The organism is Rhodoferax sp., assembly GCF_028715765.1.
Lineage (GTDB): Bacteria > Pseudomonadota > Gammaproteobacteria > Burkholderiales > Burkholderiaceae_C > Rhodoferax.
This window is the reverse complement of record NZ_JAQURE010000034.1, coordinates 1-13,652: the sequence shown is the minus strand read 5'-3', so window position 1 is coordinate 13,652 and position 13,652 is coordinate 1. Positions and strand designations below refer to the sequence as shown.

Sequence of the window (13,652 nt, the reverse complement as noted above, 5' to 3'; positions counted from 1 at the left end):
GCTGGTGGTGTTTGGAATGACCTGAGTGTGCCATTGCCCGCTGTGAAAACTCAGTTTGATGGGTGAATGATGTCAGTCACCCATGTTTTGGGTGGGTCGCTTGGGCAATGGGCGATTGCCGCTGACGGTGGTCAGGCCTATGCCTTCCCAGTCAAGCATACCGCCACGGTACGAAAAAAGTTTGTCTGTGGGGTAGCCCATGCGCACCAGGTTGGCAATGCCGGTGGGGCTTTGGAGGCACATGGGGCCGTAGCAAAAAGCCACAATCTTCACCGCCCTGCTGCAATCCCAGGCCTTGCTAGGCAGGTGCTGGCAACCCAGCACATCCAGCCGGTCTTCCAACTCGTTGTAGGGAATGTGGTAGCTGTTGGGGATGGTGGCATCCAGCGGCTCGTCTTCGTCGCGCATGTCAATGACCATGGTTTGTGGGTCATTGAGTGCGTGCAGCACATCAATTTCATTGACCGGCGTCACCCCTGGTTGTGGCACCAGCGGTTGCACAAAGCCTTTGGGCGCACCACATGCTGTTTTGGAGCGGCTCACGACAAAGGGCCCGGTAGGCGTTTGCACGACAAACTCGTGGCTATCGCGGGTGATGCGCAGCGGCTTGTCGTCTTCAGCCCAGGCCGGTGGCACCAGGCTCAAGGTGACTGCAAGGCTGGCCAGCCGCCACAGGTTGACTACGCGTTGAGGGGGCACTGCGCACCTTTCAAAAAAATCGCCCAGCCGTCGCCGAGGAGCCAATGGCGGCTGGCGCATTGATGCGGAGATCAGCAACCCGCTGTCTTTTTGAACGACTTGCTGGTGTTTTTGCCGTCTTTGTCAAAGCGGGCGCGGATTTCATCCCCCGGCTGAATGCGTTTGTCTTTGAACTTGTCCAGCGTCAAATCATCGGTGATGGTGATGCTGACGTCCGCGCCAGACTTGCTGTCCTTGAGTACAGCCACAGCGGACTTGCCGTCTGCTGCCATCGTGATCTTGGTGACGGGGCCGATCATCTTGCCTTCATCGGCAAAAGCGTTGACGCTGAATGTGGCACCAGACAAGCCGAGCACTGCCACAGCGATCAGGGTTGAGAGTTTGGTTTTCATAAAAAGACTCCTGTTGACAAATGAAAAAAGTTGAATGTGAAGGGTTCAAGGGCAAGATCAGAACTTGACCTCAAACGTGGCGTACAAGTTGGTGGCGTTTTCCAAGGGTGCGGTGGTCATCATGTTGCCGTTGACGCTGCCAATGGCCACCGGCGCGCCAACCCAGTTGTTGCTGCCGGTGTAGTCAAATTTGTAGTACTGCACGCCAACGCGGAAGAAGGCCTTGCTGACGTAGGAAGACAGGGGCTGGCGATCCAGCTCTTGAATCCAGTAGGCTTCATACACATTGCCGCGTGTGCCCACTTTGGCGGTCCACATGTCGTCTGCCGCCGGGGCGAAGGTGATCCAGTCTTTGGAGCCGTGGTTCCACTCAAAGCCAAATTTAGATTTGGAGGGCAGGTCGTACCGCACGCCCAGTGCAAACGCCGTGCCGGTCTTGCTGGTGGGCGCTTCGGGGTTGAAGAAGGCGCCGGTCATCAAGCCTTGAAAGCCAAACTGGGCGGACACATTGTTGTTGGGGTGGGTGACGCTTAGCCCCAGGTCGCCAAACAGTTGTAAAGTGCCCGAACCCACATTTTTGTGCGTGGTCATGAAGCCCACACCAAACCAGTCGATGTCGCCCAGGTTGGTTTTGGCCACGGTGTTGCCAAAGTAGGTGTTGTTCATGGTGGGCGCGTCAAAGATGTTCATGCCGCGGTTCCATTGCAGCCACACGCGCAGTGGGTCGGTGTCGATGGGTACCAAAGAAATACCCAGCATGTCGGTGTCAGCCAAGGAATTGCCGGTGAAGTTGGTAAAACCGGTTTCCAGACCACGGCCATAGCAAAACTTGGCGTAGGCACCGGGCAGTGCATCAATTTCAGGCGCGTAGCCCAAGGTCACGCCGTCAAAGGCGTAGTCCACCAACAGCGCAGGTGTGCCGCCGTTGCCAGGACGCACCGCCGTGTTGTTGCGCAGGTTGCTGGGCGCACCGCCAGTGGAAGGCCGGCGGCCAATGGAGAACCACATTTCTTTGTCGGCAATGTTGCTCCAGGTGGCATAGACCCGATCCACATTCAGGTAGCTGGTGGACGGCACATGCCCCAGCGTGCCGTCAAATACGCCCACACGGTCGGCAAAAAATGGCGCACTGCCTGCGTTGGTGACCGCGCCGTCATTTTGCGAGCCAAACACTTTGTACATGTTCAGTTTGGCCGTCACGCTGACATCTTGCGTGGCCTTGGCGTTCAAGTCCAGCTCAAAGCGGTTGCTGTAGAGGCTGGTGTTTTTGGGTTGGTAGGCGGGGATAGTTTTGGCGAAGCCTGCAATGGCACCCGGTACTGTTGGCGTACCCAACATGGGCGCATTCGCAGGGTTAGTCACAAAAGCCGCTGCCTGTTGATAAGTCTGTACGTTACCCATGGCGGCGCTAAATGCGGCTAATCCAGCAAGCTGAGCGGCTGCCACACCTGTCGTATCTGTGAGCATTGTTGTTTGCAATGTCGTTTGTGCGTTGGCAAACGTGGCACTTACATCAGTAAACGTCTTGGTTTTCCCGGCCAAATAGTCATAGCGAAAGCGGTAGTCGCCACCCACGGTGAGCCAACTGCCGAGCGACTTCTTTTGCAGCATGGCCATCTGGCCTTTCAGGTCTTCCAGTGCTGCGGCATCGGGCTTGGCTGCAGCGGCACTGACTGCCTTGACCTGCTCTGCAGTTTTGACCTCGTTGGCCTGCACCTGCCCCTTGAGTGCCTGCAGCTCCTTGGCCAACATCTCGTTTTGCTGCGCCAGGGCTTCGATGCGTTTGATCAGGTCAGCCTCGCTGGCTTGGGCTGCCAACGGCAGCAACATGCTGGCAATGACGGCGGCCAGCAGCTTTTGTTTGAACCTCTTGTCCATTTTGAACTCCTGTGACTAAAAAATAAGCCAACCCCTTAGGTGCGCTTGGGCGCTGGGGTTTCTTCCTCGGTGTCTTCCCAACCTGTGACCATGGATTTCAGGTGCGCTGTCACCGTGTGACCTGTGGTGGCCAGGTACAGGTGCGAGATCAAAAACGCCAGCATCAAAAACGCACCGATGGTGTGACCTGTAGCCACCCACATCAGGCTCAGCCCACCCAGTCCCCAGGCAGCCCAATTGGCATAAAACAGATACAACCAGCCGGTGACCCAGATCAACGGGCTCAGCAGCGTCAGCACGCCCAAGTAGGTGAGCAGCTGCAGCGGGTTGTGCTTGCGCGCCAATGAGGGCTTGAACGGATGTGGTTCGCCCTTGAAGATGCCCGACGAATAAAACTGTGCCACCGCCACGATCTTTTCTGTGGTGGGGATGTATTGCCGCCATTCACCCGTGGTCAGGTGCCAGAAGATGGCAAATACCCACAGCCCGACCAGCGTCCAGGCGGCGAGGGTGTGCAGGTTCACCGCCTTCTCAAAGCCAAAGACGGTGTAGGTGCCGTGCACCTCAAAGCCGGTCAGCAGCATGAAGATGATCAGCGCGGCCTGGCTCCAGTGCCAAAAGCGCTCAAAGCCTTTGAATAAGTAGATGCGTGCCATGGTGTGCTCCTTAGGTGTGGTTGCGTTTGCCAACAAAGACGCGGATCAGCCCGTGGCCGAGCACGCCCAGCAGCACCAGCGCCATCACGCTCCAGCCCACTTTGTCCAGGCCGGCCATGTGATCCCGGCTGCGCCCTGGCATGTAGAGGCCATCCACTTTTTCAAGCCGTCCGTTGTTGGCATGGCAGTCGGTGCACGTGAGTGCTTTGTCTTTGGGTGCCACCATGTGGGTGATGGGCCAGGCGCTTTCGGTTTCAATGAAGTCAAGCTTGCCTGAAAACGGCAGCTTGGCTGTGGTCATGCCCGCGGCAACGGCTTTGTCCCAGTTGAAGTTTTTCCAGAAAGCGGTGTCGTCGTTGCCCGCCAAATGGGTGATCACAAGCTGTTGGTTCACCGGGTCATAGACTTGCTTGCCGCGGAAAATCTTGACTGGCCAGATCATTGATTTGCCATCGGTGGCGCTGCCTTCAAAGCGGTTGATTTGAACCGGCTTGTCGCTTTTGACGATTTTGTCGGTTTGCAGGGTGTAGTTCACCGTGCCGTTGAACCACACATATTCAGGGATCACGTTTTCTTTCCAGACAAAGTCGCCCTTGATCGTCATGTAGGTGTCGTAGCCATCTTCGTTCTTCACGCTCATGGGCTTGCCGTTTTTGTCCAGCTTGCCAGCGGTTGACCAGTCCCACGACATTTTGGTGGGTTGGCCGCCACGCGCAAACGCTGGCACATGGCAGGTTTGGCAGGCGATCTTGGCGGTGTGTTCGTTCAAGCGCGCCACCGGGTGCGGCGCTTGACCATGGCACGACTGGCAGGTGGCCGGGTTGCTGGTGTCGGCTTTGCCGCGCAGGTGGGCAGGGGCTTTGTCTTTGGCCGTGGGCGCATAGCGACTGCCAGGCACTTGGTGGCCATCTGTTTTGTGGCACGTGGCGCAGGTGAAGTTGTTGCCTTCGGTGTCCATGTGCACGTCAAGCGCTTTGTCTGGCGCATCCAGCGAGGAGTCGAGGTCGCCGTGTTTGACGCCGTCGCCACCACCACCGTTAAAGTGGCATGCCCCGCAGGTGGTACGCTGTGTGGGTCCTACTTTTTGGGCAATCTCTTTGAGGTTGATGCCACGAATCACCTTGCCTGAACCCGCTGGAAACTCGGTGTCTTTGACCACCGGGTTGCCCGCAAAACCGGATGGTTTTTTGTATTTACCCGTGTGGTCATGGCAGGCCAGGCAGTCCACGTTTTCTTGCGAGGTGAAGTCAAACGAGTCATCTTTCCAGCCATAGCCAATGTGGCAACTGTTGCATGCGGCTTCATTCGATTTGACCGAAGTACAAAAGTTGTTGACGATGTGTTTTTTGCCCAAAAGCTGTCCGGTTTGCTGGTTTTTGAATTCCCATGTCCAGTGCTGGGTTTGGTGGATTTGTTTGGACGCTTCGGTATGGCAGGTCAAACAGGCTTTGGTGACCTCGGGGCCAGAAGCAAAGTCTTGATCCAAAACCTTGAACTTGCTGTGGTCTGCAGTGGTTTTGGAAATTGGCGTTGCTGCCGCGGAAGCTGCAGCGTGACTCAATGGCAACAGCAGAATTGCCGTCAAGGCGGCCATCATCAGTTTTCGCATGTGCATCAGAGACTCCTAAATTGATCTACAACCGCCGTTACACCCCAAAGTGACGTATGTCAATTTAGGTTTGCTGCAGTCAGGGCTTATGCTAGGGTTGATGAATTTTCAAAGCACTGATGAATATCAATACTTTTGCACATTGAAAACTAAGGATGGTTGAATCAATGCGTTCGCCTGTGCCTGATGCGCTGGGGTGGCGGCTCACGCCAGGGCTGTGAGTTGACATCGTTGCGGCAAGGTTTTGCTGCCCTGGCCACAATCGAGATCCATTTTTCAAAGAAGTGAGTTGTATGTTTGATCAACGCCGTTTTGTCCAGTCCACCCAATGGTTGCGCCCCGTGACCCGTTGGGCCACGCGGTTTTCATTGAATGCGCCACGCTGGCTGCCAGCTGCGCTACGCCATGCGCCGCTGCGTTTGACTTCTTTGGTGCTGCGCGGCTACCACCGGGCGCAACGTTGATCTACGCCCCTGGAGATGTCTCCAGAATCATTGAGATGGCGTGGGAAGACCGCACGCCGTTCGATGCCATTGCACAGGTTTACGGCTTGAGCGAGTCGGGTGTCATTGACCTCATGCGCGCCCAACTCAAGCCCAGCTCGTACCGCCTGTGGCGCAAACGGGTGACCGGGCGCACCACCAAACACGCCAAGCTGCGCTCGCCCGGTGTGATGCGGGCTTATTGCCCCACGCAGTACAAGCCCCGCGGGCACTGAGATTATTTGCCGTGCTGCACCAGCACTGGTTCGATTTGAAACACATTGGCGCTGGCTGGATTCACGGTGATCTTGACCCAGTGCAGTGACGGGCTGCCAAAGGTTTCCACACGGGTGAAGTTCATCAAGGGTTTCAGCGTGCGTGGCAGCGGTTTGTCGGTTTTGAACACATGCTGGTCGCCGTGCACAAACAGCACCTGTCCACCAAAGTTGCGGGTTTGGGCTTCAACGTCGGCCATGAAGGCGCGGTAACCCGTCACATCAGGCGATTGGCTGTCATCTATGTCTTCGGTTTCAGCCACGTCAAAACCCGGTTCGCCCTGCACCACCAGTACCACGCCTTTGGCGGCGCTGCTGTGGGCTTGGTCAAATGTGGCTTTGAGCCACTGGCGGTTGGCCGCATCGCGCGCCACGTATTCCGCCTCAGCCGCGTCGCAGTCGGCTTGGTTGCGCTTACTTTTGCTGGTGCACTGCTTGGGCGTGCCCATGTGGTTGTTGTTGCTGCCGGGCATGTTGAAACCGGCAAAAACCACTGAACCATAAGTAAAGCGGGTGTTTTCCACGTAGGGTTGCCCCAAGGTGCCCTGGTGTTGTAGCGCCATGGTTTGCTGGCCGAGTGAGTTCACTGTGGGGTAGAGCACGCGGCGCAGGTGCGCCAGGCGCTCCAAGGGGTTCATGCTGCCGTTGTTGCTGCGGTGGCAGTCAGTCCACTCGTTGTCACCGGGCACATAGATCACCGGTTTCTTCATGCTGTTGAACATGGTCAGCGCGTCGGTGTAGACAGTGTCGTTGCAGGTGGAGCTGCCGTCTTTGATGTCGCCGTCGTACATGGAAAACGCAATGTCAGAGGCGTTCAGGCTGGCCAGCACCGCAGGGAGCTTGGGCGCGTCGCCAGCTTTTTTGTAGGGCATGTCGCCCCATAATCCAAAACTATAGCTGCTAGCGCTTGTTTCATAAGGGCTAGAGGCACTTTTCATTGTTAACCCTGGTTGGGCGCAAGCCATCAAGGTCAATCCGAGGGAGGCCGCCAGAGCAGCGCGAACAGCAGTGTTGTGAAGCATGAAAAACATCCTTTGAAAGTCAATAAAGCCCGGCCAGCTTACGCAACTGGTGTGACATGGGTGTGACCACGGCTGTCACACCATCGTCACAAGCCTGCCACACACTGAACGGGTTTTTCAACACAGGAGTTCACATGACCATGTTTTCATTGCGCGCTGTGGCCTTGGCTACCGCCACGCTGGCTGCTGGCGCTGCCCAAGCCCAATCTGCTGACCTGATCAAGGCTGCCAAAGCCGAAGGCCAGCTCACCACCATCGCCCTGCCGCACGACTGGTGTGGGTATGGCGCAGTCATTGAAGGTTTTAAAGCCAAATACGGCCTGAAGGTCAACGAGCTCAATCCTGATGCTGGCTCGGCAGATGAAGTGGAGGCCATCAAGGCCAACAAGGGCAACAAAGGCCCGCAAGCGCCGGACGTGATTGACGTGGGCTTGTCATACGGCCCCGCAGCCAAGGCCGCTGGTCTGTTGCAGCCTTACAAAGTCAGCACTTGGAACAGCATTGATGCGTCAGTGAAAGACGCAGAAGGCTACTGGACGGGTGATTACTACGGCGTGCTGAGTTTTCAGGTCAACAGCGATTTGGTGAAAAACGCCCCGCATGATTGGGCAGATTTGCTCAAACCCGAATACAAAAATGCCGTGGCCTTGGCGGGTGACCCCCGCAGTTCCAACCAAGCCACGCAAGCGCCCTACGCTGCCGGCTTGAGCCGCAATGGTGGCCATGCAGACACAGCTGCGGCTGAAGGCCTGAAATTTTTTGCCGAGGTGAACAAAGCGGGCAATTTTGTGCCGGTGATCGGCAAAGCCGCTTCGCTGGCGCAAGGCACCACCCCCATCATCGTGCGCTGGGACTACAACGCCCTGGCCGACCGCGACAAACTCAAGGGCAACCCCAAAGTGGATGTGATCGTGCCCAAAACTGGTGTGGTGGCCGGTGTTTACGTGCAAGCCATCAGCGCTTATGCACCACACCCCAATGCCGCCAAGTTGTGGATGGAATACTTGTACTCTGATGAAGGTCAAGTGGCATGGCTCAACGGCTATTGCCACCCGGTGCGTTTCAACGACTTGGTCAAACGTGGCAAAGTGCCAGCAGCCACGCTGGCCAAGCTGCCGCCAGCTGCTGCATACGCTAAGGCGGTGTTCCCTACGCTGGATGAGCAAAAAGCCAGCAAAGAAGTGATTGCCAAGCAGTGGGACAGCGTGGTGGGCGCCACCGTCAAGTAACGCATGTCAGCCGCTGTGTGCAAGCGCTCACTGGCGGGCGGGTTGGGCAGCTTCTGGGGGCTTGCGCCTTTCTTGTTGTTTGCCGCGCTGTTTTTGCTGGCACCCACTGCCACGTTGCTGGTGGGGGCTTTTCAGGATGCGGCGGGCGGCTTCACGCTGGACAACTTGCGTGCACTGGCAGAGCCGTCCATCGTCAACGCGTTTTCGCTTAGCTTGCAGGTCAGCGCCGCCTCAGCGCTGATCGGTGGCGTGCTGGGCACTTTGCTGGCCTGGGCGGCCTTGCTGGGGCGTCTGCCGGCGTGGGTGCGGCCGGTCTTGACCACCTTCAGCGGCGTGGCCTCCAACTTTGCGGGCGTACCGCTGGCATTTGCCTTTTTGGCCACGCTTGGGCGTGTGGGCTTGGTCACGGCGCTGCTGCGCGGCTTGGGGGTTGACCTGTACGCCAGTGGATTTAATGTGCTCAGTTTTTGGGGCTTGACGCTGACCTACCTGTATTTTCAGATGCCGTTGATGTTGCTGGTTATCACCCCGGCGCTGGAAGGGCTGCGCCGTGAATGGCGCGAGGCCTGTGCCTGCCTGGGCGGCAGCTCTTGGCACTACTGGCGTTGGGTGGCACTGCCGTTGCTGTTGCCGCCGGTGCTGGGTGCCATGTTGCTGCTGTTTGCCAATGCGTTTGGCGCTGTGGCCACAGCCTATGCGCTGACAGGTAGCTCGCTCAACATCGTGCCCATTTTGCTGTTTGCGCAAATTCGGGGTGACGTGCTGCACAACCCCAACCTGGGCTACGCCTTGGCGCTGGGCATGATTGTCATCACCGGCGCCTGCAACCTGGCCTACATGGCGCTGGGCGTGCGCAGTCACAGGGGACGCCCATGAAGCCGAGCCGCTGGGGGGCTTGGCTGGCGGTGGCGTTGGCTGTGGTGTATTTCCTCACGCCCTTGGTGGCCACGCTGGAGTTCAGCTTGCGCATGCGCCGCGGCACTTACAGTCTGGACGCCTACCGCGAGGTGTTTGCTGATCCGCTGTTTCAGGCCAGCTTTGCTTACTCCATGGCCATGGCCATGCTGACCATTGTGGTGGGCGCGCTGCTGGTGGTGCCCACGGCGTTTTGGGTGCACTGGAAGCTGCCGCGCTGGCGCCCGGTGATCGAATTTGTGACCTTGCTGCCACTGGTCATACCGGCCATTGTGCTGGTGTTTGGCTACCTGCGCTTGTTCAACAGCAGTGCCTGGTTGCCCCTGACCGACACCGACTTGGGTACCAACACCCTGCTGGTCATGAGCTATGTCACGCTGACCCTGCCTTACATGTACCGCAGTGTTGACAACGGCTTGCAGGCCATGGACATCAAGGCGCTGACCGAGGCCGCCCAGGTGCTGGGTGCCGGGCGTGGTGTGATTTTGTGGCGGGTGATCTTGCCCAACCTGCGCTCGGCCATGTTGTCAGGCGCGTTTTTGACCTTTGCCATTGTGATGGGTGAATTCACCATGGCCAGCTTGCTCAATCGCCCGGCGTTTGGCCCGTATTTGCAGCTGATGGGTGCCAACCGGGCTTATGAGCCCGCCGCCTTGGCCATTTTGGCGTTTGCCCTGACCTGGGCTTGTATGGGCTTGATCAACCTGTTGGGGCGGCGCAGCGCAGCCACCCCAAGTCCGTCTTGACACCCTTCACCGCCCCTATCTTTTGCCATGACTTACCTCGAACTCGCGCATGTGCGCAAAGCCTACGCCGAACACACTGTGGTGCACGACTTCTCTTTGACCGTGCAGGCCGGTGAATTCATCACATTTTTAGGCCCCTCTGGCTGTGGCAAAACCACGGTGTTGCGCATGATTGCCGGTCTGGAGACGGCGCAAACCGGGCGGATCGTGCTGCAAGGTCAAGACATCACCCACACGCCCACCAACCAGCGCCATGTCGGCATGGTGTTCCAGTCTTACGCGCTGTTTCCTAACCTCACGGTAGCGCAAAACGTGGGCTTTGGGCTGCGTGTGGCGGGTGTGGCTGCGCGTGCGCAACAGCAGCGAGTGGCTGAGATGCTTGAGCTGGTGGAGCTGTCCACACTGGGCACACGCTACCCCTGGCAGTTGTCGGGTGGCCAGCAGCAGCGGGTGGCATTGGCGCGCGCGCTGGCCAACCAGCCGCGCGTGCTGTTGCTTGACGAGCCCCTGTCGGCGCTGGATGCCAAGATTCGCGCGTCCTTGCGTGAGGAGTTGCGCTCCCTGCAGCGTCGCCTGGGGCTGACCACGGTTTTTGTCACCCACGATCAAGAGGAGGCGCTTTCACTGTCTGACCGGGTGGTGGTGATGAACGCTGGGCGCATTGAGCAAGTGGGTGACCCAGCCACCATTTACAACCAGCCTGCCAGTGAATTTGTGGCTCAGTTTGTGGGCAACCTCAACACCCTCAGTGCCAAGGTACTGAATGCCCGGCAGGGGCTGGTGCAGGTGGGCGAACAGGTGTTGCGCACCAGTCAGGCGCTGGTGGGCTGGGCGCCTGGCGCTGTGTGTGGCGTGAGTTTTAGGCCTGAGGCGGCGCGTCTGGTCAGTGCCGATGCCCATCCGGTCACCCCCATCGATGCGCCCTTTGCTGATACCCACAACACCGTGCAAGTGGTGGTGCAAGACCGCAGTTTTTTAGGTGCGCTGGTACGGCTGGATGTTCGGCTAGACCCGCCCACAGGCGCGTCTGTGCTGCCGCAAACATGGTGTGTGAGCTTGTTCAATGAGCCGCATCTGCGCTTGCCTGCAGTGGGCGAGCGGGTCTGTGTGCACTTGCCGTCGCCCAGCTTGTGGGTCAGTGCGAACCCTGGTGCAAACCGCGCCACAGGATCGGGTGCAGCGTGAAAGCAAGCGAGTTTTGACATGAACATGCCACCCATTGAGATTGCTCATCTGATTGCCACACACCAATTGCAAGCTGTTTTTCAGCCGATAGGTCGGCTGGATGACAGTGCGGTTTACGCCCACGAGGCGTTGATCTGGGGCCCTGCTGGCACCCCGCTGGCCGCGCCAGATGCCTTGTTTGCGCTGGCGCAGGCGCAAGACCAGGTGTTCGCGCTTGAGCAGGCCTGCCTGTGTGTTGTGTTGCAGCGCTGGAGCCAGTTGCGCGGGCGCGGCCGCTTGTTTGTCAACCTTAGCGCTTGGGCTTTGGTGCAGCTCACGCAGCATGACGGCACGCAGTCACTCAAAGCGCTGTTGCACTGCTGGGGCGTGTTGCCTCGGCATGTGGTGGTGGAGCTCACCGAGCAAGGCAGCTTACCGCCGCTCGATGTGTTGGTGCAGGCTGTGCACGCTGTTCGGCAACTGGGCGCAGCCGTGGCGCTGGACGACTTTGGCCAAGGCACTTCCAACCTGAACCTTTGGTCGGTGTTGCGCCCCGAGGTGGTCAAAATTGACAAGTTTTTTGTTCAGGGTCTGGCGGCAGATGCCGACAAGGCCGACACCGTGCGCGCCTTGCAGCGCATGGCGCAGATTTTTGGCGCTGAGCTGGTGGCTGAAGGCATTGAGACCGATGTCGATTTGCGCTTGCTGCGCGAGCTGGGTCTCACGCTGGGGCAGGGCTACTTTTTGGGTCGCCCGGCAGCGTGTCCTGTGTCTGCTTTGGCGGCACCGGCGTTAGCAGTGCTGGCCAGCCGCCAGGTGGCCATCGTGCCCGAGGTGCGTGCCCCGAGCTCGGTCAACCTGTTTGAACGCTTGCAGATTGTCGATGCACCCGCGCTGTCGTCACACACTGCCTGCATGACAGTAGCCGAGCTGTTTCAGTCGCAGCCGCTGCTGCATGCCGTGGCGCTGGTGGATGAGGGCCAACCGGTGGGGTTGATCAACCGGCTGCATTTTTTCAACCAGTTCAGCAAACTGTATTACCGCGAGCTGTGGGGCAAAAAGCCCTGCATTCACCTGGCCAACCAGCAACCGCGCTTGATAGAGACGCGGCAAAGCATGGACGAGCTGCTGGGCATCTTGACCTCTGACGACCAACGTTATTTGAGCGATGGTTTCATCGTGCTGGAAAACGGGCACTACAAAGGCTTGTGTCGGGGCGAGCACGTTGTCAAAGCCGTGACCGAGATGCGCATCGAAGCCGCCCGCCATGCCAACCCCTTGACCTTTTTGCCCGGCAACATTCCCATCACCCAGCACATGGAGCGGTTGCTGGCGCGCGGGAGTGACTTTGTGGTGTGTTATCTAGACCTCAATTACTTCAAATCGTTCAACGACCGCTATGGGTACTGGCGCGGGGATGAGATGATTTTGCTGGTGGCGCAGGTGGCGCGCGAGCATGTGCATGCACAGCGTGATTTTTTAGGCCATGTGGGTGGGGATGACTTTGTGATCGTCTACCAAGACCCGCAGTGGCTGCCCCAGTGCTGCCACATGATTGAGGCCTTTAACGCCCGCGCGGCGCTGTTGTTTGACCCCGCCGACCGCGTCCATGGCGGCATCGAGTCTGAAGACCGTCAAGGCGTGGTGCGATTCTTTCCCCTGACCAGTTTGTCGATTGGGGTGGTTGAAGTGGCAGCCGGGCAATTTCGTTCAGCGCAGGATGTGGCTAACGCGGCCGCCAGCGCCAAACACGAAGCCAAAAAATCAACGGATGGTTTGGCGCGCTATGTGTTTCACGATTCGGCCATTGCAGCGGTCTGATGGCATTCCAAACCTTGCGCCGTGACAACACGTGAGGCCGCTGCGCGGGGCGAGTCATGCCAGTGCAGCAACACCAAGTGACCTTCTGCGTTTTCAGCCAGCGCGCTGCAGCTCTCAACCCAGTCGCCGCAATTGGCGTAAATGACGCCCTGTGTTTGCACCAGTGTGGCGCGGTGGATGTGTCCGCACACCACACCGTCGTAACCCCGGCGCAGCGCCTCGCGCGCTAGCGCCTGCTCAAAGTCATTCACATACATCACTGCCTTTTTGACCTTGAATTTCAGGTAGGCTGACAGTGACCAATACGGTTGCCCCATGCGCGTGCGCCATTGGTTGTAGTGGCGGTTGATGCGCAGAGTCCACTCATACAAGGTGTCACCCAGGTGCGCGAGCCACTTGGCGCATTGAATCACCCCGTCAAACGCGTCGCCATGAATCACCCAAAGGCGCTGACCTGTAGTGGTGGTGTGCAGCGCCTCGTGGGCAACTTCAATGCCGCCGAAATGGTGGCCAGCGAAAGCGCGCGCAAATTCGTCATGATTGCCGGGTACAAAGGTGATGTGGCAGCCTTTGCGTGCCAACCGAAGTAGTTTCTGAATCACGCGGTTGTGAGCCTCGGGCCAGAACCAGCGTTTACGCAGCTGCCAGCCATCCACAATATCGCCCACCAAATACAGGCGCTGGCACGTATGAGCTTTCAAAAATGCCAGCAAAGCCTCAGCCTGACAGCCAGGGCTGCCCAGGTGCACGTCAGAGATGAACAG

14 protein-coding genes are annotated in these 13,652 nt (G+C 58.4%); 7 read left to right on the top strand and 7 right to left on the bottom strand.

The window, feature by feature from the left end:
* Positions 1-72: 72 nt before the first annotated feature.
* The 5 genes from PHT20_RS12005 to PHT20_RS11985 all read right to left on the bottom strand — a co-directional run bounded on the left by PHT20_RS12005 (position 73) and on the right by PHT20_RS11985 (position 5,240).
* Positions 73-699 (bottom strand): rhodanese-like domain-containing protein, encoded by a 627-nt coding sequence (locus PHT20_RS12005; RefSeq protein ID WP_301020689.1) that lies wholly within the window; start codon positions 697-699, stop codon positions 73-75.
* 71 nt (positions 700-770) lie between these two features.
* Positions 771-1,091 (bottom strand): hypothetical protein, encoded by a 321-nt coding sequence (locus tag PHT20_RS12000; RefSeq protein ID WP_301020688.1) that lies wholly within the window; start codon positions 1,089-1,091, stop codon positions 771-773.
* A 57-nt stretch (positions 1,092-1,148) separates the two neighbouring features.
* Positions 1,149-2,969 carry a DUF3373 domain-containing protein gene (locus PHT20_RS11995; protein WP_301020687.1) on the bottom strand — a complete coding sequence of 607 codons (1,821 nt, stop codon included), beginning with the start codon at positions 2,967-2,969 and terminating at the stop codon, positions 1,149-1,151.
* A gap of 35 nt (positions 2,970-3,004) precedes the next feature.
* A complete protein-coding gene (locus PHT20_RS11990) occupies positions 3,005-3,625 on the bottom strand; it encodes a cytochrome b/b6 domain-containing protein (protein WP_301020686.1) in 621 nt (206 codons plus the stop codon).
* 10 nt (positions 3,626-3,635) lie between these two features.
* On the bottom strand, positions 3,636-5,240 hold the full coding sequence (locus tag PHT20_RS11985) for a tetrathionate reductase family octaheme c-type cytochrome (RefSeq protein WP_301020685.1): 1,605 nt from the start codon (positions 5,238-5,240) through the stop codon (positions 3,636-3,638).
* 287 nt (positions 5,241-5,527) lie between these two features.
* Between PHT20_RS11985 and PHT20_RS11980 the strand changes: the two genes are divergently transcribed.
* Together PHT20_RS11980 and PHT20_RS11975 are read left to right on the top strand one after the other, a co-directional pair.
* Positions 5,528-5,698, top strand: coding sequence for a hypothetical protein (locus tag PHT20_RS11980; protein WP_301020684.1), 171 nt, complete (start codon positions 5,528-5,530; stop codon positions 5,696-5,698).
* A complete protein-coding gene (locus tag PHT20_RS11975) occupies positions 5,695-5,952 on the top strand; it encodes a TIGR03643 family protein (protein WP_301020683.1) in 258 nt (85 codons plus the stop codon). Before PHT20_RS11980 ends, PHT20_RS11975 begins: the two co-directional genes overlap by 4 nt.
* 2 nt (positions 5,953-5,954) lie before the next feature.
* Here the strand turns inward: PHT20_RS11975 and PHT20_RS11970 are convergent, their stop codons facing one another.
* Positions 5,955-6,863: a hypothetical protein gene (locus tag PHT20_RS11970; RefSeq protein ID WP_301020682.1), complete on the bottom strand. Its 909-nt coding sequence runs from the start codon at positions 6,861-6,863 to the stop codon at positions 5,955-5,957.
* Between the two features lie 284 nt (positions 6,864-7,147).
* On the opposite strand from PHT20_RS11970, the gene PHT20_RS11965 reads away from it, so the two are divergent.
* From PHT20_RS11965 to PHT20_RS11945, 5 genes are read left to right on the top strand one after another with little or no spacing between them, the layout of a single operon-like run.
* Complete coding sequence (locus PHT20_RS11965; RefSeq protein ID WP_301020681.1) at positions 7,148-8,242, top strand: ABC transporter substrate-binding protein; 1,095 nt, start codon at positions 7,148-7,150, stop codon at positions 8,240-8,242.
* 3 nt (positions 8,243-8,245) lie between these two features.
* A complete protein-coding gene (locus PHT20_RS11960; RefSeq protein WP_301020680.1) occupies positions 8,246-9,118 on the top strand; it encodes an ABC transporter permease subunit in 873 nt (290 codons plus the stop codon).
* On the top strand, positions 9,115-9,903 hold the full coding sequence (locus tag PHT20_RS11955) for an ABC transporter permease subunit (protein WP_301020679.1): 789 nt from the start codon (positions 9,115-9,117) through the stop codon (positions 9,901-9,903). The genes PHT20_RS11960 and PHT20_RS11955 overlap by 4 nt, the downstream gene beginning before the upstream one ends.
* Positions 9,904-9,930: 27 nt before the next feature.
* Positions 9,931-11,088: an ABC transporter ATP-binding protein gene (locus PHT20_RS11950; RefSeq protein ID WP_301020678.1), complete on the top strand. Its 1,158-nt coding sequence runs from the start codon at positions 9,931-9,933 to the stop codon at positions 11,086-11,088.
* An 18-nt stretch (positions 11,089-11,106) separates the two neighbouring features.
* Positions 11,107-12,888 carry a GGDEF domain-containing protein gene (locus tag PHT20_RS11945; RefSeq protein WP_301020677.1) on the top strand — a complete coding sequence of 594 codons (1,782 nt, stop codon included), beginning with the start codon at positions 11,107-11,109 and terminating at the stop codon, positions 12,886-12,888.
* Here the strand turns inward: PHT20_RS11945 and PHT20_RS11940 are convergent.
* Positions 12,861-13,652, bottom strand: a 792-nt coding sequence (locus PHT20_RS11940; protein WP_301020676.1) for a UDP-2,3-diacylglucosamine diphosphatase, incomplete at its 5' end; no start/stop codon positions are given. The genes PHT20_RS11945 and PHT20_RS11940 overlap by 28 nt on opposite strands.

Bases quoted from the DNA above. Each gene is read 5' to 3' on its own strand.
- PHT20_RS12000 (WP_301020688.1), bottom strand. From the start codon at position 1,091: ATGAAAACCAAACTCTCAACCCTGATCGCTGTGGCAGTGCTCGGCTTG.
- PHT20_RS11995 (WP_301020687.1), bottom strand. From the start codon at position 2,969: ATGGACAAGAGGTTCAAACAAAAGCTGCTGGCCGCCGTCATTGCCAGC.
- PHT20_RS11990 (WP_301020686.1), bottom strand. From the start codon at position 3,625: ATGGCACGCATCTACTTATTCAAAGGCTTTGAGCGCTTTTGGCACTGG.
- PHT20_RS11985 (WP_301020685.1), bottom strand. From the start codon at position 5,240: ATGCACATGCGAAAACTGATGATGGCCGCCTTGACGGCAATTCTGCTG.
- PHT20_RS11980 (WP_301020684.1), top strand. From the start codon at position 5,528: ATGTTTGATCAACGCCGTTTTGTCCAGTCCACCCAATGGTTGCGCCCC.
- PHT20_RS11970 (WP_301020682.1), bottom strand. From the start codon at position 6,863: ATGCCCTACAAAAAAGCTGGCGACGCGCCCAAGCTCCCTGCGGTGCTG.
- PHT20_RS11965 (WP_301020681.1), top strand. From the start codon at position 7,148: ATGACCATGTTTTCATTGCGCGCTGTGGCCTTGGCTACCGCCACGCTG.
- PHT20_RS11960 (WP_301020680.1), top strand. From the start codon at position 8,246: ATGTCAGCCGCTGTGTGCAAGCGCTCACTGGCGGGCGGGTTGGGCAGC.
- PHT20_RS11955 (WP_301020679.1), top strand. From the start codon at position 9,115: ATGAAGCCGAGCCGCTGGGGGGCTTGGCTGGCGGTGGCGTTGGCTGTG.
- PHT20_RS11950 (WP_301020678.1), top strand. From the start codon at position 9,931: ATGACTTACCTCGAACTCGCGCATGTGCGCAAAGCCTACGCCGAACAC.
- PHT20_RS11945 (WP_301020677.1), top strand. From the start codon at position 11,107: ATGAACATGCCACCCATTGAGATTGCTCATCTGATTGCCACACACCAA.